Genomic DNA, 21612 nt, shown 5'->3' on the forward strand with positions numbered 1-21612 from the left:
ACCCGGCAGAGCAGCGAGGAGGATTCGGGCATGACTGCCACTGAGCAGAACCACGGGCAATCGACCGGCGAGGTCGAGCTCTCGATCTCAGGTATGACGTGCGCGTCCTGCGCCGCGCGCATCGAACGCAAGCTGAACAAGCTCGACGGCGTCGCGGCCACGGTCAACTACGCCACGGAGAAGGCGAAGGTCAGCGTCCCGGAAGGCCTTGACCCGCAACGGCTCGTCGCGGAGGTCGAGGCCGCAGGGTACGGCGCCAGCCTGCCCGCGATGGAGGCGGCCAGGACCGCAGCGGTCGTCGAAGAACCCGGCGACCCGACGCGGTCCCTGCGGCAGCGGCTGACCGGCTCGACCGTGCTGTCCGTGCCCGTGATCGCGTTGGCGATGATCCCGGCCCTGCAGTTCACCTACTGGCAGTGGATCTCGCTGACGCTGGCCGCACCGGTGCTGGCGTGGGGCGCCTGGCCGTTCCACAAGGCGGCGTGGACGAACCTGCGCCACGGCGCGGCCACGATGGACACCCTGGTCTCCATGGGCACCATCACGGCGTTCCTGTGGTCCCTGTACGCACTGCTGTTCGGCACCGCTGGCACCCCCGGCATGACGCACCCGTTCGAGCTGACGATCCAGCGCATGAACGGGGATGGCTCGATCTACTTCGAGGTGGCGGCCGGTGTCACCACCTTCATCCTGGCGGGGCGCTACTTCGAGGCCCGCTCGAAGCGCCGCGCCGGAGCCGCCCTGCGCGCGCTGCTTGAACTCGGCGCGAAGGATGTCGCGGTGCTCCGCAACGGCCGCGAGGTCCGCATCCCCACCAGCGAGCTGGCCGTCGGGGACCGGTTCGTCGTCCGGCCGGGCGAGAAGATCGCCACCGACGGCGTGGTCGAGGAAGGCAACTCGGCGGTCGACGCCAGCATGCTCACCGGCGAATCCGTCCCGGTCGAGGTCGGTCCCGGCGACAATATCGTCGGTGCCACCGTCAACGCCGGCGGTCGGCTGGTGGTGCGGGCGATCCGAGTCGGTTCGGACACCCAGCTCGCCCAGATGGCCAAGCTGGTCGAGGACGCGCAGACCGGCAAGGCCGCCGTGCAGCGGCTGGCCGACCGGATCTCCGCGGTGTTCGTCCCCATCGTCATCGCCCTGTCGATCGGCACGCTCGCGTTCTGGCTCGGCGCCGGTGGCGGCGTGGCGGCCGCCTTCACCGCCGCCGTCGCGGTGCTGATCATCGCCTGCCCGTGCGCCCTGGGCCTGGCCACGCCGACCGCGCTGCTGGTCGGCACGGGTCGGGGCGCTCAGCTCGGCATCCTGATCAAGGGCCCGGAAGTGCTGGAGTCCACCCGGCGCATCGACACCGTCGTCCTGGACAAGACCGGCACCGTCACCACCGGCCAGATGAAGCTGATCGACATCTACCTCACCCCCGGCACCGATCGCGACGAGGTCCTGCGGATCGCCGGGGCGCTGGAGAACGCCTCCGAACACCCCATCGCCCGCACCATCGCGCGCGGCGCGGAGCAGGCGGTGGGCGGGCTGCCCGCGGTGGAGGGCTTCACCAACGTGGAAGGCCTGGGTGTGCAGGGCATCGTAGACGGACGCGCCGTGCTGGTCGGCCGCTCGGAGCTGCTGGCGGAGTGGAGCCAGCCGCTAACCGCAGAGCTCGCCGCAGCGAAGGCCGATGCGGAAGCAGAAGGCGGCACCGCGGTGGCGGTCGCGTGGGACGGGCAGGCGCGGGCGGTGCTGGTCGTCGCCGACACGGTCAAGCCCACCTCGGCGCAGGCCATCGCGCAGCTGCGGGAGCTCGGCCTGACCCCGGTGCTGCTCACCGGCGACAACGAGGCCGTCGCCAAGTCCGTGGCCAAGCAGGTCGGAATCGACGAGGTCATCGCCGAGGTGCTGCCGAAGGACAAGGTCGACGTGGTCACGCGCCTGCAGGGCGAGGGCAAGGTCGTGGCGATGGTCGGCGACGGTGTCAACGACGCGGCCGCCCTGGCCCAGGCCGACCTCGGCCTGGCCATGGGAACCGGCACCGACGTGGCCATCGAGGCCAGCGACCTGACCCTGGTCCGCGGCGACCTCCGGGCCGCTGTCGACGCGATCCGGCTGTCCCGCCGCACCCTGCGGACCATCAAGGGCAACCTGTTCTGGGCCTTCGCCTACAACGTGGCCGCCCTCCCGCTGGCCGCGGCGGGCCTGCTCAACCCGATGATCGCCGGTGCCGCGATGGCGTTCAGCTCGGTGTTCGTGGTCAGCAACAGCCTGCGGCTGCGCGGTTTCCGCAGCACCGCAGGAGCCCCGGCCACTCCGGCCCAGGTCATCGACCGGCGGGAAGAACAGCCGTGAGTGTTTTTGGGTGCTATGGCACCCAAAAACACTCACGGCGTGATTCGGCAGGTGGTCCTGTTCCCGGCGTGATATCCCGTTCCAGACAACCGAAACCGGACGACGCAGTCGGTTCCCATCCGGCGGCGGGCGGCCGTTCCCGGTCACCTCACGACACGGGGGAACGCGATGAACCTTCGCATCCTTGACTCCGGCACCCGATCCGAAGTGATCGTCCGCCGGCCGCCGGGCGGCCTGTTCCGGATGTGCCTGCGGCTGCCCGAGCACAGCCCAGCCGGAGCCGACGGGTTGCGCGTGCTGCTCGTCGCCGACGCGATCCGGCGCGTGCTGGAGGAGATCTACGGCATCCAGGTGCAGACCGCGGCGGCAATCGGGACCGCGTCGAACGGCTGGGAACGCGCCCTCGACGCGCTGTGGATTCCGCCGCCCATTCGCGCCAAGTCGATCGACGACGCCGCGCAGCTGCTCGGCGGACCGGCCGATGCGGTGCTGGAAAGCGGCCACGAAAGCAGTCCGCGCGGCCAGTGGTCGTGCGCCCTGCACCTCCCGCTGCGGCTCTGGATCGGGCCGGTGCTCACGGACTTCGGCCACGGCACGCCCGACTTCGTGACAGCGCTGACCGACGACGGGCACGACCCGCTCGCCCTGCGGCTCGCGCTGCTCCGCGAGCGCTACGACCAACCGCTGCCCCTCACGCGCACGCGCCTGGACCGCGCGGATGTCGTCCTGGATCGGTGGCGTCGCCTCGTGGCGGAATGGGCGGACCACCCGTCGGCACCGATGCCCGCCCACGTCGTCGAACGGGCGTACGTCGCGCTGGACGAACACCTCGACATCGGCGCGCTCGTCGAGATCCTGCAAGCCCTCGCCGACGATGCCACCGTGCGGCCCGGCGCCAAGTTCGAGACCTTCGTGCACTTCGACCGGATCCTGGCGCTGGAGCTCGTCCGCTACCTCACCCACCCGCCTGCGTGAGCACCCACCGGCCCCCGGACTTACCGTGGGGTTGTCCCTGGTGTTGTCACCGCGGCCGGCGTCGGCGCTGGTGGTTTCCACGTTCGGGGCCCGGGGTCGCGGAGCGCCATCCAGCCTCGCACCGGGAGCTGACATGCAACTGGAGATGGTCGTCGAGATCCCGGAGGGTTCGCGGAACAAGTACGAGATGGACCACGCCATCGGCCGGATCCGCTTGGACCGCACGCTGTTCACCGCCGCCCAGTACCCCGCCGACTACGGCTACATCCCGGGCACGGTCGCCGAGGACGGGGACCCGCTCGACGCGCTCGTCCCGCTGGGCCAGCCCACCTTCCCCGGCTGCGCGGTCCGGGTGAGGCCGGTGGCGGTGTTCTGGATGCACGACGAGAAGGGTCCGGACGCCAAGATCCTTTGCGTGGCCACCGATGATCCGCGCATGGACCACATCCGCGACCTGGGCGATGTCCCCCAGCACCAACTCAACGAGATCGGCCACTTCTTCGGTATCTACAAGGAGCTGGAGCCGTGCAAGACCGGCGAAGCACGCGGCTGGCAGGGCCTCGCCGACGCCGAAAGGCTCATCAACGACGCCCGCAGACGCGCCGACGCCGGCGAGGGGATTCCCGGCCTACCGGCCCCGGCGCTGGGCGCGAGACACTTCGACGGGCGCGAACGCCGGACTTCCCGACGGCAGCCAACTAATTAGGAAAGGCCCGCTGACCTGCGCTTCCGCACCGGCCAGCGGGCCCCTTCCGATCGTCGTATCCGTTGCGGATGTTCACCCGCGGAACGCAGGTGAACATCCGCAGAGCGGCAACACCGCATTTCAACGCCGCGCGCTCACGACCTGGAAGCCGCTTCGCTCGGGTCGCGCCCGGCACCGGCGACGCCCTCCGACTCGGCGGATCCCGAGGACCGGCTGACGAACAGCGAGGCGATGAACGCGAGCACACCGATACCGGCAGCGACGAAGAACCCGGTGCGCAGGCCCGCCGCATCGGGGGTGCTGGCCGTGGCGGCGCTTCCCAGGGACGCCACCGTGACGAACACCGCGGTGCCGAACGCGCCCGCGACCTGCTGGAGGGTCGCCAGGATCGCGCTGCCGTGCGAGTAGAGGTGGCCGGGCAGCGAGCTGAGCGACTCGGTCATCAGCGGCGTCATCATCAGCCCGAGCCCGGCCATCAGCAGGACGTGGGTGGCGATGACGGCGGCCAGCGGCGAGCCCGGCCCGAGGATGGCGAACAGCAGCAGCGACACGGCCATCGCCAGCGCGCCCGGGATCACCAGCGGGCGCGCGCCGTAGCGGTCGAACAGCCGCCCCACCGGGCGCCCGAGCAGCCCGAGGACCAACCCGCCTGGCAGTACGGCCAACCCGGTGACGAACGTGCTGGCGTGCAGGACGGTCTGGAGGTACAGCGGCAGCAGGATCGCCCCGGCCCCCAGCAGGCACATGAACAGCAGGGCGGCGAGGACCAAGGCCACGACGAACGAGCGATTGCTGAACGGGCGCAGGTCGAGCAGGGCTCGGTCCTGACGCTGCAGGCGAATCTGGCGCGCGACGAACGCGCCGAGCGCCACGACGCCGACCACGATGGGCACCCACGCCGGAACCAGGTGCTCCCCGCCGGCCTCCCCGATGGCAGATAGGCCGTAGAGGAGACCACCGAAGCCGAAGGCCGACAGCAGCACCGAGACCAGGTCCAGCGGCACCGAGCGGGTCTCGCTGTCTAACCGCATCCAGACGGCCCCGATGGCCAGCGCCAAGAGCGCCAGCGGCAGCACGATCCAGAACATCCAGCGCCAACCCAAGGAGGCCAGCACCGCACCGCCGATCGTCGGCCCCACGGCGGGAGCGACGGCGATGACGATCGTGATCGTGCCCATCGTCGCGCCGCGCTTCGCCGGCGGCACGAGGCGCATCACCGAGGTCATCAACAGCGGCAGCATGACCGCGGTGCCGCACGCCTGCACCACGCGCCCGGCCAGCAGCACCGCGAAACCCGGAGCGAGCCCGCTGACCAGCGTGCCCGCGCTGAACAGCGTCAGCGAGGCCAGGAAGATCTGGCGCGGTGTGAAGCGCTCCAGCAGGAAGCCGGTGGTGGGGATGACCACGGCCATCGTCAGGAGGAAGCCGCTGGTCAGCCACTGCACTGTCGTGGTGGAGACCCCGAGGTCGACGGTGAGGTCGCGCAAAGCGACGCTCAGGATCGTCTCGTTGAGGATCATCACGAACGCCGAAGCGACGAGCACGGTGATCAGCACGGGAGCTTGCGGCGGCGCTGGGCCGCGTTCGGAGTCCGCGGTCGCGGTACTCGCGGAGTCGATCATGGTTTGGGGACACCTCGCTGATGTAGGTCGAGCTCGACCGCCGGCGCGGCCCAGGTGGAGCCGCTACTCGTCATCGAGCACAAGATCGGAATTCCGAGTCTGCACGCGCGCCGAGGCGTCGGAACGCGTGTTCGCGGAGAGCAGGTGCGGCGCCATCGAGCTGGGTCCTGGCGCTGCTGCCACCGCGCCCCGGTGACCAGCTTGCTCCGCCGGGGAAGAGTGTCCCCGATGCCACCGACAAACGCAGGGATCAGGACGCCGGCCCCCTCGCCGACGAGCGGCGATAGGCAGGCGCGTCGTGATCATCCCGACAGCGGCGTGGTGTCGATGCATTCACCGCCCACCCCCACCGCCGATCCGCACCGGCAGCCCGCGCAGCACCTCCCACCCGGGGCCGTGACTCCGTTTCGCAGCTATAAGCGAGCTATAAGCAAGCTATAAGCCCGAAAGACCAAGGCCCCGCGACGAAACCGACGATCTTGATCGCACCCGCTCCGAAATCCGCCACTTCGGACGGATGTGGCCGGTCTCACCAAATTCCCCGGAGTTCCCGGCATGGCGATGATGACCAGTCTCGTCGCTCGGCGTAATCGATCGAATTCGCTGCGCTGAAGGGACTTTCGTCACGGCTACAGGACGGCGGCGGTCAGCCCTGCCGCTGGTGCAGCGCGCGGATCTCGGCCAGCACCTCCCGCGTCACCGGATCTGCGATGTCGGCGAAGTCGTCGTGCTTCCTGAGGTACTTCGCGACGAACGGGCAGACCGGGACGATCCGCTTGCCCTCGGTGCGGGTGTCGCTCAACGCATCGGAGATCAGCGCGGTGGCCAGCCCGCGTCCGGCGAACCGGTCGTCAATCTCGGTGTGGTAGAACACCCGCTGCCCGTCGCGGTCGACGTACTCGGTGAACCCCGCGAGCTCATCATCGACGCTGATCTCGTAGCGGTGGCGTTCGACCGCGTTCCGCACGATCTGCCCAGTGCCCATCTCGTCCTCCCCTTCGATCACCCGCCATTATGCCCGCGGCCCTGGCGTATAAACGGCTACGTGAAACCGCAACAGGGGTGGAGGCTCCGATGAGCAACCTCGAAACCGCGCCCGCCGAACTCACCTGCGAGAACAGCGGCGAGGCCCCAACCGTGCGCGGACGGGTTCTGGAGCCGCGGATGGTCCCCCTCGGCGGTCCACGTGCGATGACGGTGCGCCGCACGCTGCCGCAGCGGGCGCAGTCGCTGATCGGAGCCTGGTGCTTCATCGACCACTACGGGCCCGACGAGGTCTCCTCGACCGGCGGCATGCGCGTCGACGGACACCCGCACACCGGCTTGCAGACGGTGTCGTGGCTCTTCAGCGGCGAAATCGAGCACCGCGACACCGTCGGCAGCCACGCCTTCGTCCGGCCCGGCGAGCTGAACCTGATGACCGCAGGCTCCGGCATCGCCCACTCCGAGCACTCGACGCAGAACACGACGGTGCTGCACGGAGCGCAGCTGTGGGTGGCGCTGCCCGGACAACACCGCTTCGTCGCCCCCGACTTCGAGAGCTACGCACCGCCGGCACTGGACGTGGACGGCGCCCGCGTGCTCGTCTTCCTGGGCAGCCTGCTCGGCCACACCTCTCCCGTGCAGACCTACACGCCGCTGCTAGGGGCGGAGATCACACTGCGCGCGGGCCAGTCGTTGCGGCTGGACGTCGCTCCCGAGTTCGAGCACGGCGTGCTCGTCGACACTGGCGAGGTGACCGCCGCCGGTGTCGACGCGACCGAAGGGCAGCTCGTCTACCAGCAGACCGGTGCGCAACACCTGGACCTGGTGGCGGCGGACCGGGATGTGCGCGTCCTGCTGCTCGGCGGGCAACCGCTCGGCGAGCAGATCGTGATGTGGTGGAACTTCATCGGACGCAGCCACGAGGAGGTCGCCGCGTTCCGCGCACAGTGGCAGCACGAACGCGAACACCAGGACGGCGACGAGAAGACCCAGTACGGGCCGTTCCCCGGCCAGTGGCGCGAAACCCTGCCCGCCCCCGAACTCCCCAACGCCCGCCTCAAACTCCGCGGGTAGCCACGGGATTCGGGTGACGCGGGCAGGCGCGTCGCATGAGGAACGGTTCGAGAGTGTCCTCGCCTCGCCGTCGCGCGAACTCCTCGGTGGCGAGGGCCGTGTCTGACCCCCTCCATCCGAGTTCCGGCACCCGGAACACGAACACCGCGGTGAAAGCAGCGCCCCACCCCGGGGCCGTCACCTGTCGCGTGCTCCAAGGCTTGTCAACGGTTCACGGAAGCGGGTCGGAGGTCGCCCGCCCACACCGTCCCGCATCCGGGCCGCCGGAAGCCGGCGGCCCCGGTGCACCGATCTCCGGCGTCAGTCGCCCGGTGCTCGGTAGTCGAACTCCTTCGACACCGCCTCGTCCACCTCGGCAGGCGTCAGCAGGACTACCGTTCCCGTGCGTGCGCCGCCGGAGCCGCTGACCGCCAGGCCGAGCGACGCCGCCGAGGCGTTGTCCGGCAGGTCGACGACGACGTAGGTGTCGTATTCGCCGAAGGCGAAGTAGAACGACTCGACCTCGCCACCAAGCTTGGCGACCGCGTTTCGCACCGCCTCCACCCGGGCCGTGCCGCCTTTCTTCTGCAAGCCCCTGACACCCTCGGCGGTGTAGGTCGCCCGCACCAGGTACTTGGACACTTCGATCACACCCTCGGTTGATCGCGCACGGGTCGTTCGCTGTCTCCCTCCTTCACGGAAGGCTTAAAGTGCACGGTCCGTCGCCGAGGCGTGCGGAGAAAGAGTCCAAGGGCCTCGCACATCCGGTTGAATTCATTCAATACTGAAAATATTAATCAAAGAAGAACATTGGGGCCGGGACTCGACGACGAGACGCCCAATCCGTCAAGACCCAAACCCGCACAACCCCGACCCCAACAACGTCCATTGAGGACGCTCAACGACGACATCGGGGCCGCCGCGCACCAGCCCGGTCACCGACTTCTCGCCCGGGACCGCAATTTCCATTGAAATCGAACCTTCTGAGGTTTCGCAGTTTTGGTGGTGACACGATCGGTTGATCTTGGTGTCGGGTGGGGGTGGCGGGGCCGGAGATAGCGGAAGCATCGGCGTGCTACTAACCGCCCGCTGATGGGGAGATTCGCCGATGCTTCCTGCTGGAACCGTACTCGCGTCCTTACTGTCTGTGCTGGAGGGGGTGCGGTTGGTGTTCACCGCGCCGACGTTCATCACGTTCACGCAGCTGGTGACGGGGCTTTTGGCGGCCACGGGCCCGCGGACGGTGACCGGGATGTGGGGCGCGGCGGGGCTGGCGGGGGTGTCGCATCACGCGCGGGCGCACCGGTTTTTCTCCGATGCCCGCTGGAGTCCGGACGCCCTGGGGCTGGCGCTGGCCCGGCTGGTGGTGGCCCGTCTCGTCGATGACGGCCGGCCGTTGCGGGTCGGCATCGACGACACACTGTTCCACCGCTACGGTTCCAAGACCCACGGGGTGTTCTGGCAGCACGACGGCTCGGCCAAAGGCCGTGACGGTATCGGCCGCGGTAACTGTTTCGTGGTCGCCGGGCTGATCGTGACACTGCCGTTCATGGCACGCCAGGTGTGCCTGCCGGTGCTGTTTCGCTTGTACATCCCCAAGAACAAGTCCGGGATCTCCAAACCCGATCTCGCGCGGGAACTGGTAGGGCTTGTGGCGGCAGCGTTTCCCGGACGCCAGATCGACGTCGTCGTCGATGCCGCCTACCGTGGCCCGGCCTGGCGCACCCCGTTCCCGGCCAAGGTCACCTTCACCACCCGCCTGGCCTCCAACGCCGTGCTGTACGGCCCGCGCCCGCCGCGCACCGGCCGGCGCGGGCGCCCCCGGCTCAAAGGCGACCGGCTGGGTACCCCCGCGGACCTGGCCGCTACCGCCACCTGGCGGCGCACCCGGGTGCGCCGCTACGGCAGTACCGACACCGTGCTGATCGCGGTGATCCCGTGTCTGTGGTGGGGATCGCTGTACACCACCCCGGTGGTCGTGGTGCTGGTCAAAACCCCCGACTCCACCAAGCCCTACGACATCGCTGTGGTCTCCACCGACACCACCGCCACCGGCGAAGCCCTCATCGCCCGCTACGCCGACCGCTGGTCGATCGAGCAAACGATCAAGGACTGTAAAACCCTCCTCGGCACCGGTGAGACCGCCAACCGGGTACCCGCCGCCGTGCAGCGCAGCGTGCCCTTCACCATGCTGGGCCTGACCATCCTTATCCTCTGGTACGCCCAGCACGGCAACGCCGTGACCGACCTGGCCATCGCCCACGCCGGCCGACCCTGGTACCGCCGCAAGACCCACATCAGCATCGACGACATGCTCATCGCCTTCCGCCGAGCCCGAATAACAACGATCAGCGCAGGTCACAACACACCTGATCAAAACCCGACCAGTCCCCCGACCAGCACCCCCACCGCCGCATAACCGCGAAACCTCAGAACCTTCGATTTCAATGGAAATTGCGGAAATCCTCCACAGGGGACCCGGTAGATCAACTCCGCTGCAGGACCGACCCCAAGCGCCAGACGAGGAGGCACGCACCAAGCTCGCCCGGTTCTTCACATCCGCAAACGGAAGAACTACAGTCATCTCTCGACGAGAAGACACCTGGAGCCCAGTTCTCAAGCTGCCATTTGCCTATCCTATACGTAGTTTCCCGCACAACCGAAGGATCACGTATGGAGTTGGCAGCGCGGATGTCCGACGAAACCACCGGCCGGCTGCTCGCGGTGAGCGACCTGCACGTCGGGTACGCCGAGAACAAGTCCGTCGTGGACCGCCTCCGGCCGACGACGGACTCCGACTGGCTGATCGTGGCGGGCGACGTGGCCGAACACGTCGCGGAGATCGAAGGCACCCTCGACCTGCTCAGCCAGCGGTTCGCCCAGGTCGTGTGGGTCCCCGGCAACCACGAGCTGTGGACCCACGAAAAAGACCGGGTCAAGGCCCGTGGCGAGGAGCGCTACCGCCTGCTGGTGGAGAGCTGCCGGAAGCTGGGCGTGCTGACCCCGGAGGACCCGTACCCGATCTGGCGCGGCATCGGCGGGCCGGTACGGATCGTGCCGCTCTTCCTGCTCTATGACTACACGTTCCGGCCGTCTGGCACGCGGAATAAGGACGAGGCCCTGCGCGTGGCTTACAACGCAGGCGTGGTGTGCAGCGACGAGTTCCTGCTGCACCCCGACCCGCACCCCAGCCGGGAAGCGTGGTGCCACGCCCGCATCACCGAGACCGAGGCCCGGCTCACCGCGCTCGACGACGAGCTGCCGACCGTGCTGGTCAACCACTACCCGCTGGTCCGGACGCCGACGGACGTGCTCTACCACCCGGAGTTCGCCCAGTGGTGCGGCACCGAGCGCACCGCCGACTGGCACTTGCGGTTCCGCGCCCGTTGCGTGGTGTACGGGCACCTGCACATCCCCCGGATAACACACCACGACGGAGTTCCGTTCCACGAGGTCTCCATCGGCTATCCCAGGGAATGGCGCCGGCACGGCCACCCGCACGGCCTGCTGCGGCAGGTCCTGTCCCCCGAGACCGCGGGGGTTGTGCGGTGATCGAGGAGATCCTGGCGCCCGGGGTGGTGACGGAGGAGGCCTTCTCCGACAACGGCGCTTCCCCGCTGTTCCCCGAGGAGCTCGCGCTGGTGGCCAGAGCCGTGCCCAAGCGCCGCAACGAGTTCACCACCACCCGCGGGTGCGCGCGGAAGGCGCTGGGTTCGCTGGGGTTTGCGCCGGCACCGCTGCTGACTGGCAAGCGCGGGGCACCAATCTGGCCCGACGACGTCGTCGGCAGCATGACCCACTGCGACGGTTACCGGGCGGCCGTGGTGGCCCACCAGTCCGACTTCCTGGCCCTCGGCATCGATGCCGAACCCGCCGGACCGCTGCCCGAAGGGGTCCTGGACGCAATAGCCCGCCCGGAAGAACTCGTCCGGCTCAAGGAGCTCGCAGCCACCTGGGAGGAGGTCTGCTGGGACAGAATCCTCTTCAGTGCCAAGGAATCCGTCTACAAGACCTGGTTCCCGGTGACGCAGCAATGGCTGGGGTTCGAGGACGCCTCGATCGACATCGACCCGGACACGGGCGCGTTCCGGGCCCGTTTGCTCGTGACGGCGGAGGCGTTCGAGCCGCGCGCCGAGTTCCACGGCCGCTGGATGGTCCGCGACGGACTCGTCCTCACCGCGATCTCCCACCCCCGTTAAGGACCAGAACGCCGGCCTGGGGAATCGCGGCGGTGGGAGGTGCGGTGCCCGCGTCGAGGAGCGCATCAGCGAACGCAGATGACCGCCGTGAGCGCTTTTGGGTGCTATGGCACCCACAAACACTCACGGGTGTTCTTCCCAGCGTTGGGCCAGTTCGATGAACGCTTCGGCAGCCGCGCTGAGGTAGGCGTTCTTGCGGCGCAGGATGTTCACGGTGCGTGCGGGCAGATGCGGGGTCAGCGGGATCGGGTGCAGGCCCGGGTGGTCGCGCGTGATGGCGTCCGAGAGAACCGTGGCCAGGGCGCTCCACTGGACGACTTCGGTCAGTGCCTCACGGACGGAATCCGAAGACGTCAGCCCCACCGGCCAGGCCGTTGCCCGAGCCGTCGCCTGATCCCGAAGACCCCGGCGCGGCACAACCCGTGCCCGCCGTTCCCGCTCCCGGCAGGAGCGACCGACCGAAAGGAACGGCCGCCGTGGTGCACGCCCAGTTCGATCCCACCGCCCGCCAGCAGCTCGCGAACGCGGCGGTCGATGCCAAGATCCGCAAGGACCTGACGTGGCAGCAAATCGCCAACGCCACCGGCCTGTCGGTTTCCTTCGTGACCGCCGCCGTGCTGGGTCGGCACGCCCTGCCCGCGGCCGCCGCCGAGACGGTCGCGGCGCTCCTGGGCCTCGACGAGGACGCGATCGTGCTGCTGCAGACCATCCCGACCCGCGGCTCCATCCCCGGCGGCGTCCCGACCGACCCGACCATCTACCGGTTCTACGAGATGCGGCGAGCTCCCGCACGGCCGCGACACTTACGGCAGGTAGTCGAGCGATGCGAACCATTCGCCCCGGCCCTTCGGAGTGAGGTCGAGGACGTGCCAGACCGGGCTGAGCAGGTCGATGCCTCGTTGGTCGATGTCTTCGGACATCCGCGGGTGCGTCGTGTAGACGTGGCGCACCGCGCCGCTGTCGTCGCGCGCGAAGACCGACACCGTCGAATCCTGGTTGCCTTCGGCGTCCTCGCTGGCGAGGTCGTACTTGAACGCGCCCGAACCCGCGCTGAGCAGTCGCACGTTCGTCCACCCCCGGTTCCTGGCGTGTTGCCGCAGCGCGGGCAGGTCGGCCGCGGCGACGACGGCGAAGTCGACGTTCTGCGCTAGGTGCTGGGCGACTCCGTTGAGCCCGTCGATCCACATCGTGCACATCGGGCACGGCCGGGTCTGCTGCTTCCCGTACATGAGGTGGTAGATGACGAGGTCCCGACCGGGTGCGGTGAACAGTTCGCTCAGCCGCACCTTCCGGGTCGGGGTGTCGCCGGCGTCGAGGTCCGCGGGTCCTTCCTCGAATGTGTAGTCGTCGACGACGGGACCGAGCGGTAGTCCGCGCCGCAGCTCGGCGACCCGTTCGCGGTGGCGCATCAGCTCGATCTCGGCCTGGCGCAGGTCTTCGCGGGCTTGGAGGTACTCGGCGGACTCCGCGGTGAGGTTGGTGTGACGCATTGCTACCTCCGTGGCTGCTTCGACCAGCGGCAGCCAGGCGGCCCGCCGGTGTGCCCCTTGGACGGCCCAGTTCGTACCCGATGCGCTCCGGTGTGAAACCGACTGGCTCCCGGTGCCCGGATCGCTCCAGCTTCCCGGTGGCACGACGACGGCCGACGAATCGCTCACAACCCGCCGGAGCGCGGGCCGGTGACGAAGTCCGCGATCGCAGTGCGGAACTCCGCCCGGCACACCATCCAACTCGAGCAAGATGATCTGCAACACATCTGATCACGCAGCGGCAGATCCCGCCGACTGACCGGAAATCCCCTGCACGAAATTAATTTCAGAATTCCCGAAAAGGACGCAGAGAACAAGCCGTCCGATTCGTTTCCGTGAACCATCACCGACCACGTGCCGACCACCCTTTTAGCCGTATTGACGCGGGCAAACAGCCTCATAGACTCGTGCACCGGATCCAGTTCACATCCCACACAGCATCAGGTGAGGAACCACTTCACGACCGCGCAGTACGAAGCCACGCCAGCCGATCCGACTTCTCTTGCACAGCAACAGATCCAGAATTCGCGAAAAGAGAGCAAGAATTCGTCGTCGAACGCGCCCGCAACCGGCAGGCGCCTCGACATGCACCCAATCCGGAGGTTCGTGACGTGTCGTCACCCGATGCCGAACCGTTCTTGTCCCTGCAAACCCAAGCTGCGCGGCTGCTCGCGACCACGACGAAAACGCCGCCGCAAATGCAGTCCATCAGCTCCCGGAACCTGCTCAAACGGCTCCCGTGGATCACCGTCTCCAGCGGCACGTACCGGGTGAACCGGCGCTTGCAGATCAAGGTCGGCCGAGGTCGCGTGTCCTTCCTCCAGGAAGGCGCCGACGTCCGCATCATCCCGCACACGCTCACGGAGCTCTCCGCGCTGCGGGGCTACCGCGACACCGGCGTCCTGGAACGCCTCGCGGGCTTGTTCACGGTCCGCCAGGTCACGCCGGGAGAGGTGCTGGCGGAAGAAGGCCAGCCGGTCCGGGAAGTGTTCGTCGTCGCGCACGGCCGGGTCGAGCGCCTCGCGACCGGCGAGTACGGCACCGTCGACCGCCTCGGCGTGATCACCGACGGGGACCAGGTCGGTGACGAAGCCGTCGGCGTCGAAGAACCCACTTGGTCGGCGACGCTGCGGTGCTCCACCGCGGGCACGATCATGGTCCTGAACTGGGACTCTCTGCTCGAACTCCTCGACGGCGAGGAGGGCCTGCGCACGCACTTGCAGGGCTTCGCCCGGCGTCGCGCGCTGCCGCAGAACCGCAGGGGCGAAGCCGAAATCGCGCTCTCCGCGGGCCACGAAGGCGAAGCACTGGTCCCGGGGACCTTCGTCGACTACGAGCTCTCGCCGCGCGAATACGAGCTGTCGCTGACCCAGACGATCCTGCGGATCCACACCCGAGTCGCCGACCTCTACAACGACCCGATGAACCAGGTCGAGGAACAGCTCCGGCTTACGGTGGAGGAGATCCGCGAGACCCAGGAGCGCGAGCTGCTGCACAACCCGGATTTCGGGCTGCTGCACAACACCGCCTACGACCAACGCATCTCCACCCGCACCGGCCCGCCGACACCTGACGACATGGACGACCTGCTGTCGATGCGCCGGTCGACGGACGCGTTCTTCGCTCACCCGAAGGCGATCACGGGGTTCCTGCGGGAGTGCAACCGGCGCGGGCTGGCGGTGGATGCGACCACGCTCGAAGACGGGTCGAAGGCCCTGTCCTGGCGCGGCGTCCCGGTCTTCCCGCTGGGCAAGATCGGCATCAGCGACCACAACACCACAGCGATCATCGCCATGCGGCGCGGTGAAGACCGGCAGGGCGTCGTGGGCCTGCGGCCGGCCGCGCTGCCGGATGAAACGCAGCCCGGCTTGAACGTCCGCTTCATGGGCATCAGCGACCAGGCCATCCTGCGCTACCTGGTGACCGCTTACTACAGCGTCGCTGCCCTGGTCCCGGATGCGGTCGGGCTGCTGGAGCACGTGGAAATCGGCCGGGAGTCCTGATGATCGAGCTCGTCGAGCACGAAACCCCCGTTCCCTTCCAGCAACCGCACACCGGGGGCGTCCAGGGAACGAGCGCGTGCGTTGCACCGGGACGGCAGCGGAAGACGGCCGTCCTGCACTGTCCGCCGCCACCACCCGAACGCCCGGAGATCGCGGCGGAGATCAACCACCGCTCCGTCGCGTGGCTCATCGAGGTCGGCCTGGGCAGCGAGGAGAACATCGCCGGCGTCCACAAACACGATCCGGGACGCGGCATCACGTTGTGCCACCCGGGAAGCGAGGACGTCGAGCGCATGACGGCCGCGGCGAAGATGATCGTGGCCGAAACGGCGGTGGACGACTACTTCTGCGAAACCAACAGCCGCCGCGATGCCAACGACCAGTCGATCGGGCCGAACCTCTCGCTGACGCAGTCCGCGATCGACGCGCCGCGCCTGACCCCCACCTACCAGGCGGTGTGGGAAAAGCGCCGCGACAACCACCCGGTGCTGCGCGCCCAGCACGAGGCATTCGACGACCTCAAGCAGATCAGCAGCCCGGCGCAGGCCCAACGCGTCCGCCACGACATCGCCCAGCTCTACCTGGGTTACAACGCCGAGAACGGGTGGCGCACGATCAACCGGCTGCCGCCCGTCTGGCAGTACCTCGCCAACCGGCAGATGAACTCGTTCCGCCCCTGCCTCGACCTCACCGACGTCCTCGACGGCTACGAAATCCCGGCGGAGCTGTTCACCCACCCCCTGGTGCAGGACTGCATCGCGCGGGCATCGCTGATCGCCACCCTCTACAACGACCTGGCCGGCTGCGAGCGGGAGATCCGCGATCACGGCCTGCCATTCAACCTGCCGGCCGTGATCGCCGCGGAAGAGCACATCCCGCTCGACGAGGCGTTCATCAAGTCCTGCGACATCCACAACGAGCTGATCCGGGCGTTCGAGGAGGACACCGAGCGCGCCGCGGCCGCGCTCCCGGACCCGGCAGTCGCCCGCTACCTGACCGGACTGTGGTCATGGCTCGCGGGAAGCCGCCACTGGCATTTCACCACCGCACGGCACACCTGACGAAGGGAAGCACCGACGATGACCGAGACGACCTACCGGACCACCCCCGCCGCCAGCGTTTACCAAGGCAGCATCGCGAACTACTGGAACCAGGAGGCCAACCCGGTCAATCTCGAACTCGGCGAGGTCAGCGGCTACTTCCACCACCACTACGGCATCGGCGAGCCCGACTGGTCGGTCACCGAAGGCGACCCCGGAACCATCCGCGAACGCCTCACCCGGGAACTGCACCGCCTGGAAGGCCAGCAAGCCGAATTCCTGCTGGACCACCTGGGGAAGGTCTCCCCGGGGCAGCGGATCATGGACGCCGGGTGCGGACGCGGCGGCTCCAGCTTCCTGGCCCACGAACGGTTCGGCTGCGCGGTGGACGGCATCTCGATCTCGCGCAAGCAGGTCGACTTCGCAAATGCCCAAGCGCGGCAACGCCAAGTCGCCGACAAGGTCGCGTTCCACCAGCTGAACATGCTCGACACCGGGTTTGAAGCCGGCAGCATGCAGGCGATCTGGAACAACGAGTCCACGATGTACACCGACCTGAACGACCTCTTCGCCGAGCACTCCCGGCTGCTGGCGCGCGGCGGGCGGTACGTGACGATCACCGGCTGCTACAACGACGTCTACGGCCTGCCGTCGCGCGCGGTCTCCACGATCAACGCGCACTACATCTGCGACATCCACCCCCGCTCCGGCTACTTCCGCGCGATGGCCGCGAACCGGCTGGTGCCCACCGCCGTGGTGGACCTGACCGAGGCGACCCTGCCCTACTGGCGGCTGCGCGCCCAATCACCCCTGGTGACGGGGATCGAGGAGGCGTTCATCGAGGCGTACGAGAACGGCAGCTTCCAGTACATGCTCATAGCCGCCGACCGCGTGTAACCCGAAGCCGCCTGTAACTGCGTCCAGCCCGATCAGGCAGTGTCAAGGAGCACCGTACGGCCTTCAGTGAGGTTGGCGCGGTCTGCACCTTGACGCTGCCTGACAGCGCGGGCTTCACCGTCTTCCGGAGACTTGCCGAGGGCCTGGGGCGGAAGCCATCGTGAGCGGTTTCAAGCGCTATAGCACCGAAAATCACGCACGGCCACCTCGGAACGCAGCGATCCGCAGCGCCTGACGCCCCTACGAGCGGCGGCGGGGTTTCCCGCGCTTGCCGCCCTTGCCGCCCTTAAGAGCGCCGGAACGCCGGTTCCCGCCGGTCGGCTTGCGGGGGGCAAGTTTCTTCGCGTCGCCAGCGGGGCGCTTGGGCTTCGGCGGGGCCGACGGGCGCCCGCGCGTGCTGTTGACCGTTCGCCCGCGGACGATTCCGATGAACTGCTCCATCAAGTCGGTGGTCTCGTCGTCCAGCCACGCCAGCGCGACGCTCGACTGCGGGACGTCCGCGAGCGGCCGGTAGGTGAGGTCCTTGCGGTGGTGCAGGCGGGCGAGCGACTGCGGGACGACGAGCAGCCCCACGCCGGCCGCCACCAGTTCGATGGCAGCCGCGGTCGTTGCCGGGCGCTCGACCGCCGGCCGCCCGGGCGGCTGTTCCCAGTCGAGGGTGTCGTCGAGCGGGTGCAGCACGATGTCGTCGGCCAGGTCGTCGGGCGACACCTCTTCGGCCGCGGCCACGACGTGGTCCTTCGGGACCACGACCACCGTCGTCTCGGTGTAGAGGGGGATCGCGTGCAGCCCCGTCCGGTCTGTCGGGAACCGGAGGAGGACCGCGTCCGCGTCGCGGTCGCGCACCACGCCGGCGGCTTCGGCGGCGGACACCTGGACGAGGTTCAGCGGAACCTCTGGCGATCGTTCGTCCCAGATCCGCGCCCACTTGCCGGGTGTCACCCCCGGGATGTACGCGAGCGTGAACGACGGAGATCCGTCCGAGGCTGTCACGAGGCCAGATTACCGGGCGTGACCGCAGGCAGCGCACGCGCGGTCGATACCCTTGAGGGCATGACGTCGCAGAAGACCTCCCAGACGATGAAGCCCAAGACCGCGGCGAGGAAGCTGAACGTGTACCTCGAAGCCACCCCCGCGGAGTTCCAGGAGGGTGTCGTCTCGCGCGACGAGTTGAACGCCCTGCAGGCCGACCCGCCGGAGTGGCTGCGGGAACTGCGCCGCAACGGCCCGCACCCGCGGCAGGTCGTCGCGGCGAGGCTGCGCATCTCCATCGGCGGTCTCGCACGTGGCGGCATCACCGACCCGCTCACCACCGAGCAGATCGAAGCGCTGAAGACCGAAGACCCGGAGTGGCTCCAGCAGGAACGTGCCACTCAGGCCGACGTCCGCAAGGAAGCGCTACGCATCAAGGAGAAGGCGGCGGCCCGCCGCCCCCGTTCCTGGTAGCAGCACCAGACCCGCTAAACGCGGCGCGTCGGCGAGCAGGACCCGGCGCGCCAGCGTGCCGATCTGACCCGGCCACCGAAGCATCGGGCCGCGGCTTGGGCGGCAGTGCCGACGATCCGCTCCCGGAAGCCGGGGGCGAAGCGCTCGAGCTGCGCGGTGATCGTTTCGGTCGCGTCGCCGGTGTATCCGCGGGGCACCAGTGCGCGAATGAATACCCCACATCTGCGATGCGCCCGGAGTAATTGCATCGATCTCGCGAATTCCCCGATTCGCATTTCGAGCGCGAGCGGATCGTCCGGCCGGGAGTCCAAAGTAGAGCGACATGGCGGTTCCAGGCGGAACGGCACCAAACATTCAGCTCTCTGCAGCGGTGTGCCGCATTCTCCACGGAAGCGGCACCGGGGAGGACCTCGCTGAGAGACTCGGGGAAATGCGAGTTGTCGATGAGGTCCAGCATTGCGGTCGGTGCGGACGGGCTCGAAGACGCCGTCTTCGCACGCGTGCAGTGCCGTGTTGCGGGGCGCCGGCCAACGCCTTGCAGCGTCAACTGAACGGCCGGTAGCGTCGATTGCCAACCGTCGAGCAGACGGTTGGAAACGTGAGACGCCTTCCCTCGAAGCGAGCTGATAATTACCCAAGAGCTGCAAGCAGAGTCGCCCCGTCCGCCGGATTCGTCGACCGGGTGACGTTGGTCCTCCACAGAACGAATGGAGATTCGGTGAACACGCATGAGGAAGCGGCTGCGTGTGGCTTGAGTGGTCGGTGGGAGCCGAGCAACGGGTTCCGGCAGTCGGCAGCGCAGATCGACACCGAGCGGTTGATCGGCGAGGTCGCCGCGGACCTCAGGGATTGCGCCATCTTCGCCATCGACCGCGACGGCCTGGTGACCAGCTGGAACGCGGGTGCTCAGCGGATCAAGGGGTTCTCCAGCGAGGAAATCATCGGGCGCCACTTCTCGAGGTTCTACCCGCGCGAGCAGGTCGAGGCGGGATTCCCGTCCTGGGAGCTGAGCCAGGCTGCCGCGCACGGTTTCTTCATCGACCGGGGCTGGCGCGTGCGCAAGAACGGCACGCGCTTCTGGGCGCACGTCGTGATCACGGCGCAACGGGCCCCGGACGGCAGCTTGACCGGCTTCATCAAGGTGACCCGCGACGAGTCCGAGGGACGCACGCAGCGCGAGCGGTCGGCTCGGCGGTTCACCGACCTGTTCCAGCTCGCACCGGTGGGCATTGCGCTGCTCGACGAGTCCGACCAGGTCCTCGACGCCAACGCGGCGCTGTGCGATCTGCTGGGCTACCGGTTGCATGGCAAGGCCGCGTCCGAGTTGATGCACCCCGACGACGCCGGGTTCGGGTTGGTCCCGCACCCAGCGAGGGCGGGCGGCGAGAGGATGTCGCACCGGGTTCTCACCCGCGCAGATGGTGAGCCGGTGTTCTGCCACGTGCGGTGCGCGGCCTCGGTGCAGGACGACGGGGACCGGTTCTGGTTGGCCGTGTTCCAGGACGTCACGGAGCAGATCCGCCGCGCCGAGGTCCTGCACCATCAGGCCACGCACGATCCGACGACCGGGCTACTCAACCGGCAGGGCGTCGACGAACTGCTCGTCCCCATGCTCGACCGCAGCAGCGACCAGATAGCCGTGCTGTTCTGCGACATCGACAACTTCAAGCGCGTCAACGACTCGCTAGGCCACGATGCAGGCGACGAACTGCTGGTAGCGCTCGCCCGCCGCCTGCGCAACGAGCTCCCGGCGTGCTGCACGCCCGCGCGGCTCTACGGGGACGAGTTCCTGATCATCTGCTCGAACGTGCAAGCCTGCGGCGGGCTCGACGCGCTCACCAACACGGCGGCCGACCTGCTTCGCGCGGTCGTCCCGCTGCAGGGTCGGCTGGTCAGCGTCACCGCCTCCATCGGCGCGACAACGCCCGAGGAGCACACCACGACGCAGAACATGATCCGCGACGCCGAGGCGGCGATGTTCAACACCAAGAGGGGCCGCGGACGCGCGCGGACGGGCCAGGGCACTCCCACCGCGCAGCTGACCTTGGAAGAAGATCTCCGCGCCGCGCTGCGCCACGATCGCCTGCAACTGCACTACCAGCCGATCGTCGCTAGGGACGGAACCATCATCTTGGCCGAAGCGCTCGTGCGGTGGCCACATCCGGACCGCGGACTCCTCACACCGGACACGATCTTGTCGGTCGCCGAGAACGGCGGTCTTATGCACGACCTGGACAGCTGGGTGCTGCACACCGCCCTGCGGGAGGCGGTCACCTGGCAGCAGCCGATCGGCGTCACGGTCAACGTCTCCGGAATCCGTCCCGACGCCCCGAACTTCAGCGACGAGGTCTCAACTGCGATCACCGCCAGCGGTATCGCCCCCGACCGCGTCGTCCTGGAAATGGTCGAAACGCTGTTCGTGGACCTGCCCGCGAAACCGCGCAGGGCGATGCGGGAGCTCGCTCGGACGGGAGTCCGGTTCGCCATGGACGACTTCGGCACCGGCTATTCCTCGCTGGCTCGGCTCAAGGACCTGCCGACCAAGATCGTCAAGCTCGACCGGCGGTTCGTCTCCGGCATGGGATCGGACCCGGCCGATCTCGGGATCGCGCGTGCTGTGGTGGAACTGGCCCGGGCTATGGACCGCACCTGCATCGCCGAAGGCGTCGAGAACACCACCCAGCACGCGCTGCTGAACAGCCTCGGCATCGACGCCTGCCAAGGATTCCTGTTCTCCCGCCCGCTGCCCGCAGCGGAGTTCCACGCCCTCCTCAAGTCCCCGGAGTCCGCCGCCCCCGCAAACCCGGCGTGGGCGTAG

Annotated in this window: 19 protein-coding genes and 1 pseudogene; 13 read left to right on the forward strand and 7 right to left on the reverse strand. The window is 68.5% G+C overall.

Annotated features, from left to right (window positions below):
* Positions 1-30: 30 nt before the first annotated feature.
* The 3 genes from ACRXBZ_RS04695 (at position 31) to ACRXBZ_RS04705 (ending at position 4021) form a co-directional block, all read left to right on the forward strand.
* Complete coding sequence (locus ACRXBZ_RS04695; protein ID WP_433877953.1) at positions 31-2340, forward strand: heavy metal translocating P-type ATPase; 2310 nt, start codon at positions 31-33, stop codon at positions 2338-2340.
* A 168-nt stretch (positions 2341-2508) separates the two neighbouring features.
* Positions 2509-3315 (forward strand): hypothetical protein, encoded by an 807-nt coding sequence (locus tag ACRXBZ_RS04700; protein WP_433877954.1) that lies wholly within the window; start codon positions 2509-2511, stop codon positions 3313-3315.
* 133 nt (positions 3316-3448) lie between these two features.
* Positions 3449-4021: an inorganic diphosphatase gene (locus ACRXBZ_RS04705; protein WP_433877955.1), complete on the forward strand. Its 573-nt coding sequence runs from the start codon at positions 3449-3451 to the stop codon at positions 4019-4021.
* A 134-nt stretch (positions 4022-4155) separates the two neighbouring features.
* Here ACRXBZ_RS04705 and ACRXBZ_RS04710 read toward each other — a convergent pair whose 3' ends face one another.
* Both ACRXBZ_RS04710 and ACRXBZ_RS04715 read right to left on the reverse strand, forming a co-directional pair.
* Positions 4156-5643 carry a DHA2 family efflux MFS transporter permease subunit gene (locus tag ACRXBZ_RS04710; RefSeq protein WP_433877956.1) on the reverse strand — a complete coding sequence of 496 codons (1488 nt, stop codon included), beginning with the start codon at positions 5641-5643 and terminating at the stop codon, positions 4156-4158.
* Between the two features lie 646 nt (positions 5644-6289).
* Positions 6290-6628 carry a GNAT family N-acetyltransferase gene (locus ACRXBZ_RS04715; protein WP_433877957.1) on the reverse strand — a complete coding sequence of 113 codons (339 nt, stop codon included), beginning with the start codon at positions 6626-6628 and terminating at the stop codon, positions 6290-6292.
* Between the two features lie 89 nt (positions 6629-6717).
* Between ACRXBZ_RS04715 and ACRXBZ_RS04720 the strand changes: the two genes are divergently transcribed.
* Positions 6718-7701 carry a pirin family protein gene (locus ACRXBZ_RS04720; RefSeq protein WP_433877958.1) on the forward strand — a complete coding sequence of 328 codons (984 nt, stop codon included), beginning with the start codon at positions 6718-6720 and terminating at the stop codon, positions 7699-7701.
* A gap of 300 nt (positions 7702-8001) precedes the next feature.
* Here the strand turns inward: ACRXBZ_RS04720 and ACRXBZ_RS04725 are convergent, their stop codons facing one another.
* Positions 8002-8322 carry a GYD domain-containing protein gene (locus ACRXBZ_RS04725; protein ID WP_433877959.1) on the reverse strand — a complete coding sequence of 107 codons (321 nt, stop codon included), beginning with the start codon at positions 8320-8322 and terminating at the stop codon, positions 8002-8004.
* A gap of 204 nt (positions 8323-8526) precedes the next feature.
* Complete coding sequence (locus ACRXBZ_RS04730) at positions 8527-8649, reverse strand: hypothetical protein (RefSeq protein ID WP_433877960.1); 123 nt, start codon at positions 8647-8649, stop codon at positions 8527-8529.
* A 139-nt stretch (positions 8650-8788) separates the two neighbouring features.
* On the opposite strand from ACRXBZ_RS04730, the gene ACRXBZ_RS04735 reads away from it, so the two are divergent.
* The 3 genes from ACRXBZ_RS04735 to ACRXBZ_RS04745 all read left to right on the forward strand — a co-directional run bounded on the left by ACRXBZ_RS04735 (position 8789) and on the right by ACRXBZ_RS04745 (position 11879).
* Positions 8789-10099, forward strand: a complete 1311-nt coding sequence (locus ACRXBZ_RS04735; protein ID WP_433877961.1) for an IS701 family transposase — start codon at positions 8789-8791, stop codon at positions 10097-10099.
* Between the two features lie 254 nt (positions 10100-10353).
* Positions 10354-11232, forward strand: coding sequence for a metallophosphoesterase family protein (locus ACRXBZ_RS04740; protein ID WP_433877962.1), 879 nt, complete (start codon positions 10354-10356; stop codon positions 11230-11232).
* The gene (locus ACRXBZ_RS04745; RefSeq protein ID WP_433877963.1) at positions 11229-11879 is read left to right on the forward strand and encodes a 4'-phosphopantetheinyl transferase family protein; all 651 of its coding nucleotides are present in this window, start codon (positions 11229-11231) and stop codon (positions 11877-11879) included. Before ACRXBZ_RS04740 ends, ACRXBZ_RS04745 begins: the two co-directional genes overlap by 4 nt.
* 123 nt (positions 11880-12002) lie before the next feature.
* On the opposite strand, the gene ACRXBZ_RS04750 is transcribed toward ACRXBZ_RS04745, so the two are convergent.
* The gene (locus ACRXBZ_RS04750) at positions 12003-12242 is read right to left on the reverse strand and encodes a LysR substrate-binding domain-containing protein (RefSeq protein WP_433877964.1); all 240 of its coding nucleotides are present in this window, start codon (positions 12240-12242) and stop codon (positions 12003-12005) included.
* 116 nt (positions 12243-12358) lie between these two features.
* Between ACRXBZ_RS04750 and ACRXBZ_RS04755 the strand changes: the two are divergent.
* A pseudogene (locus tag ACRXBZ_RS04755) lies at positions 12359-12580 on the forward strand (hypothetical protein); the annotation flags it as partial.
* Between the two features lie 102 nt (positions 12581-12682).
* Here the strand turns inward: ACRXBZ_RS04755 and ACRXBZ_RS04760 are convergent.
* Positions 12683-13369, reverse strand: a complete 687-nt coding sequence (locus ACRXBZ_RS04760) for a DUF899 family protein (protein WP_433883798.1) — start codon at positions 13367-13369, stop codon at positions 12683-12685.
* A 650-nt stretch (positions 13370-14019) separates the two neighbouring features.
* Here ACRXBZ_RS04760 and ACRXBZ_RS04765 point away from each other — a divergent pair.
* The 3 genes from ACRXBZ_RS04765 to ACRXBZ_RS04775 are packed head-to-tail and all read left to right on the forward strand — an operon-like array spanning position 14020 to position 17348.
* Positions 14020-15411 carry a family 2B encapsulin nanocompartment shell protein gene (locus ACRXBZ_RS04765; RefSeq protein ID WP_433877965.1) on the forward strand — a complete coding sequence of 464 codons (1392 nt, stop codon included), beginning with the start codon at positions 14020-14022 and terminating at the stop codon, positions 15409-15411.
* Positions 15411-16472, forward strand: coding sequence for a family 2 encapsulin nanocompartment cargo protein terpene cyclase (locus tag ACRXBZ_RS04770; protein WP_168589596.1), 1062 nt, complete (start codon positions 15411-15413; stop codon positions 16470-16472). Before ACRXBZ_RS04765 ends, ACRXBZ_RS04770 begins: the two co-directional genes overlap by 1 nt.
* An 18-nt stretch (positions 16473-16490) precedes the next feature.
* Positions 16491-17348 (forward strand): geranyl diphosphate 2-C-methyltransferase, encoded by an 858-nt coding sequence (locus ACRXBZ_RS04775; protein ID WP_433877966.1) that lies wholly within the window; start codon positions 16491-16493, stop codon positions 17346-17348.
* A gap of 240 nt (positions 17349-17588) precedes the next feature.
* On the opposite strand, the gene ACRXBZ_RS04780 is transcribed toward ACRXBZ_RS04775, so the two are convergent.
* Entirely contained in the window at positions 17589-18341 is a 753-nt protein-coding gene (locus ACRXBZ_RS04780; RefSeq protein WP_433877967.1) for a LysR family transcriptional regulator substrate-binding protein, read from the reverse strand.
* 60 nt (positions 18342-18401) lie between these two features.
* Here ACRXBZ_RS04780 and ACRXBZ_RS04785 point away from each other — a divergent pair, with 60 nt between their 5' ends.
* Together ACRXBZ_RS04785 and ACRXBZ_RS04790 are read left to right on the forward strand one after the other, a co-directional pair.
* Entirely contained in the window at positions 18402-18794 is a 393-nt protein-coding gene (locus ACRXBZ_RS04785; protein ID WP_433883799.1) for a DUF5997 family protein, read from the forward strand.
* A gap of 718 nt (positions 18795-19512) precedes the next feature.
* The gene (locus ACRXBZ_RS04790; protein WP_433877968.1) at positions 19513-21612 is read left to right on the forward strand and encodes a putative bifunctional diguanylate cyclase/phosphodiesterase; all 2100 of its coding nucleotides are present in this window, start codon (positions 19513-19515) and stop codon (positions 21610-21612) included.

This window comes from Saccharopolyspora hattusasensis (assembly GCF_050972075.1).
Taxonomy (GTDB): Bacteria; Actinomycetota; Actinomycetes; order Mycobacteriales; family Pseudonocardiaceae; genus Saccharopolyspora; species Saccharopolyspora hattusasensis.

What these genes read in the sequence shown, in the direction of transcription:
- ACRXBZ_RS04770 (WP_168589596.1), top strand. Translation starts at nt 15,411, where the DNA reads ATGATCGAGCTCGTCGAGCACGAAACCCCCGTTCCCTTCCAGCAACCG.
- ACRXBZ_RS04735 (WP_433877961.1), top strand. Translation starts at nt 8,789, where the DNA reads ATGCTTCCTGCTGGAACCGTACTCGCGTCCTTACTGTCTGTGCTGGAG.
- ACRXBZ_RS04715 (WP_433877957.1), bottom strand. Translation starts at nt 6,628, where the DNA reads ATGGGCACTGGGCAGATCGTGCGGAACGCGGTCGAACGCCACCGCTAC.
- ACRXBZ_RS04760 (WP_433883798.1), bottom strand. Translation starts at nt 13,369, where the DNA reads ATGCGTCACACCAACCTCACCGCGGAGTCCGCCGAGTACCTCCAAGCC.
- ACRXBZ_RS04730 (WP_433877960.1), bottom strand. Translation starts at nt 8,649, where the DNA reads ATGGAAATTGCGGTCCCGGGCGAGAAGTCGGTGACCGGGCTGGTGCGC.
- ACRXBZ_RS04720 (WP_433877958.1), top strand. Translation starts at nt 6,718, where the DNA reads ATGAGCAACCTCGAAACCGCGCCCGCCGAACTCACCTGCGAGAACAGC.
- ACRXBZ_RS04740 (WP_433877962.1), top strand. Translation starts at nt 10,354, where the DNA reads ATGGAGTTGGCAGCGCGGATGTCCGACGAAACCACCGGCCGGCTGCTC.
- ACRXBZ_RS04705 (WP_433877955.1), top strand. Translation starts at nt 3,449, where the DNA reads ATGCAACTGGAGATGGTCGTCGAGATCCCGGAGGGTTCGCGGAACAAG.
- ACRXBZ_RS04700 (WP_433877954.1), top strand. Translation starts at nt 2,509, where the DNA reads ATGAACCTTCGCATCCTTGACTCCGGCACCCGATCCGAAGTGATCGTC.
- ACRXBZ_RS04785 (WP_433883799.1), top strand. Translation starts at nt 18,402, where the DNA reads ATGACGTCGCAGAAGACCTCCCAGACGATGAAGCCCAAGACCGCGGCG.
- ACRXBZ_RS04695 (WP_433877953.1), top strand. Translation starts at nt 31, where the DNA reads ATGACTGCCACTGAGCAGAACCACGGGCAATCGACCGGCGAGGTCGAG.
- ACRXBZ_RS04710 (WP_433877956.1), bottom strand. Translation starts at nt 5,643, where the DNA reads ATGATCGACTCCGCGAGTACCGCGACCGCGGACTCCGAACGCGGCCCA.
- ACRXBZ_RS04775 (WP_433877966.1), top strand. Translation starts at nt 16,491, where the DNA reads ATGACCGAGACGACCTACCGGACCACCCCCGCCGCCAGCGTTTACCAA.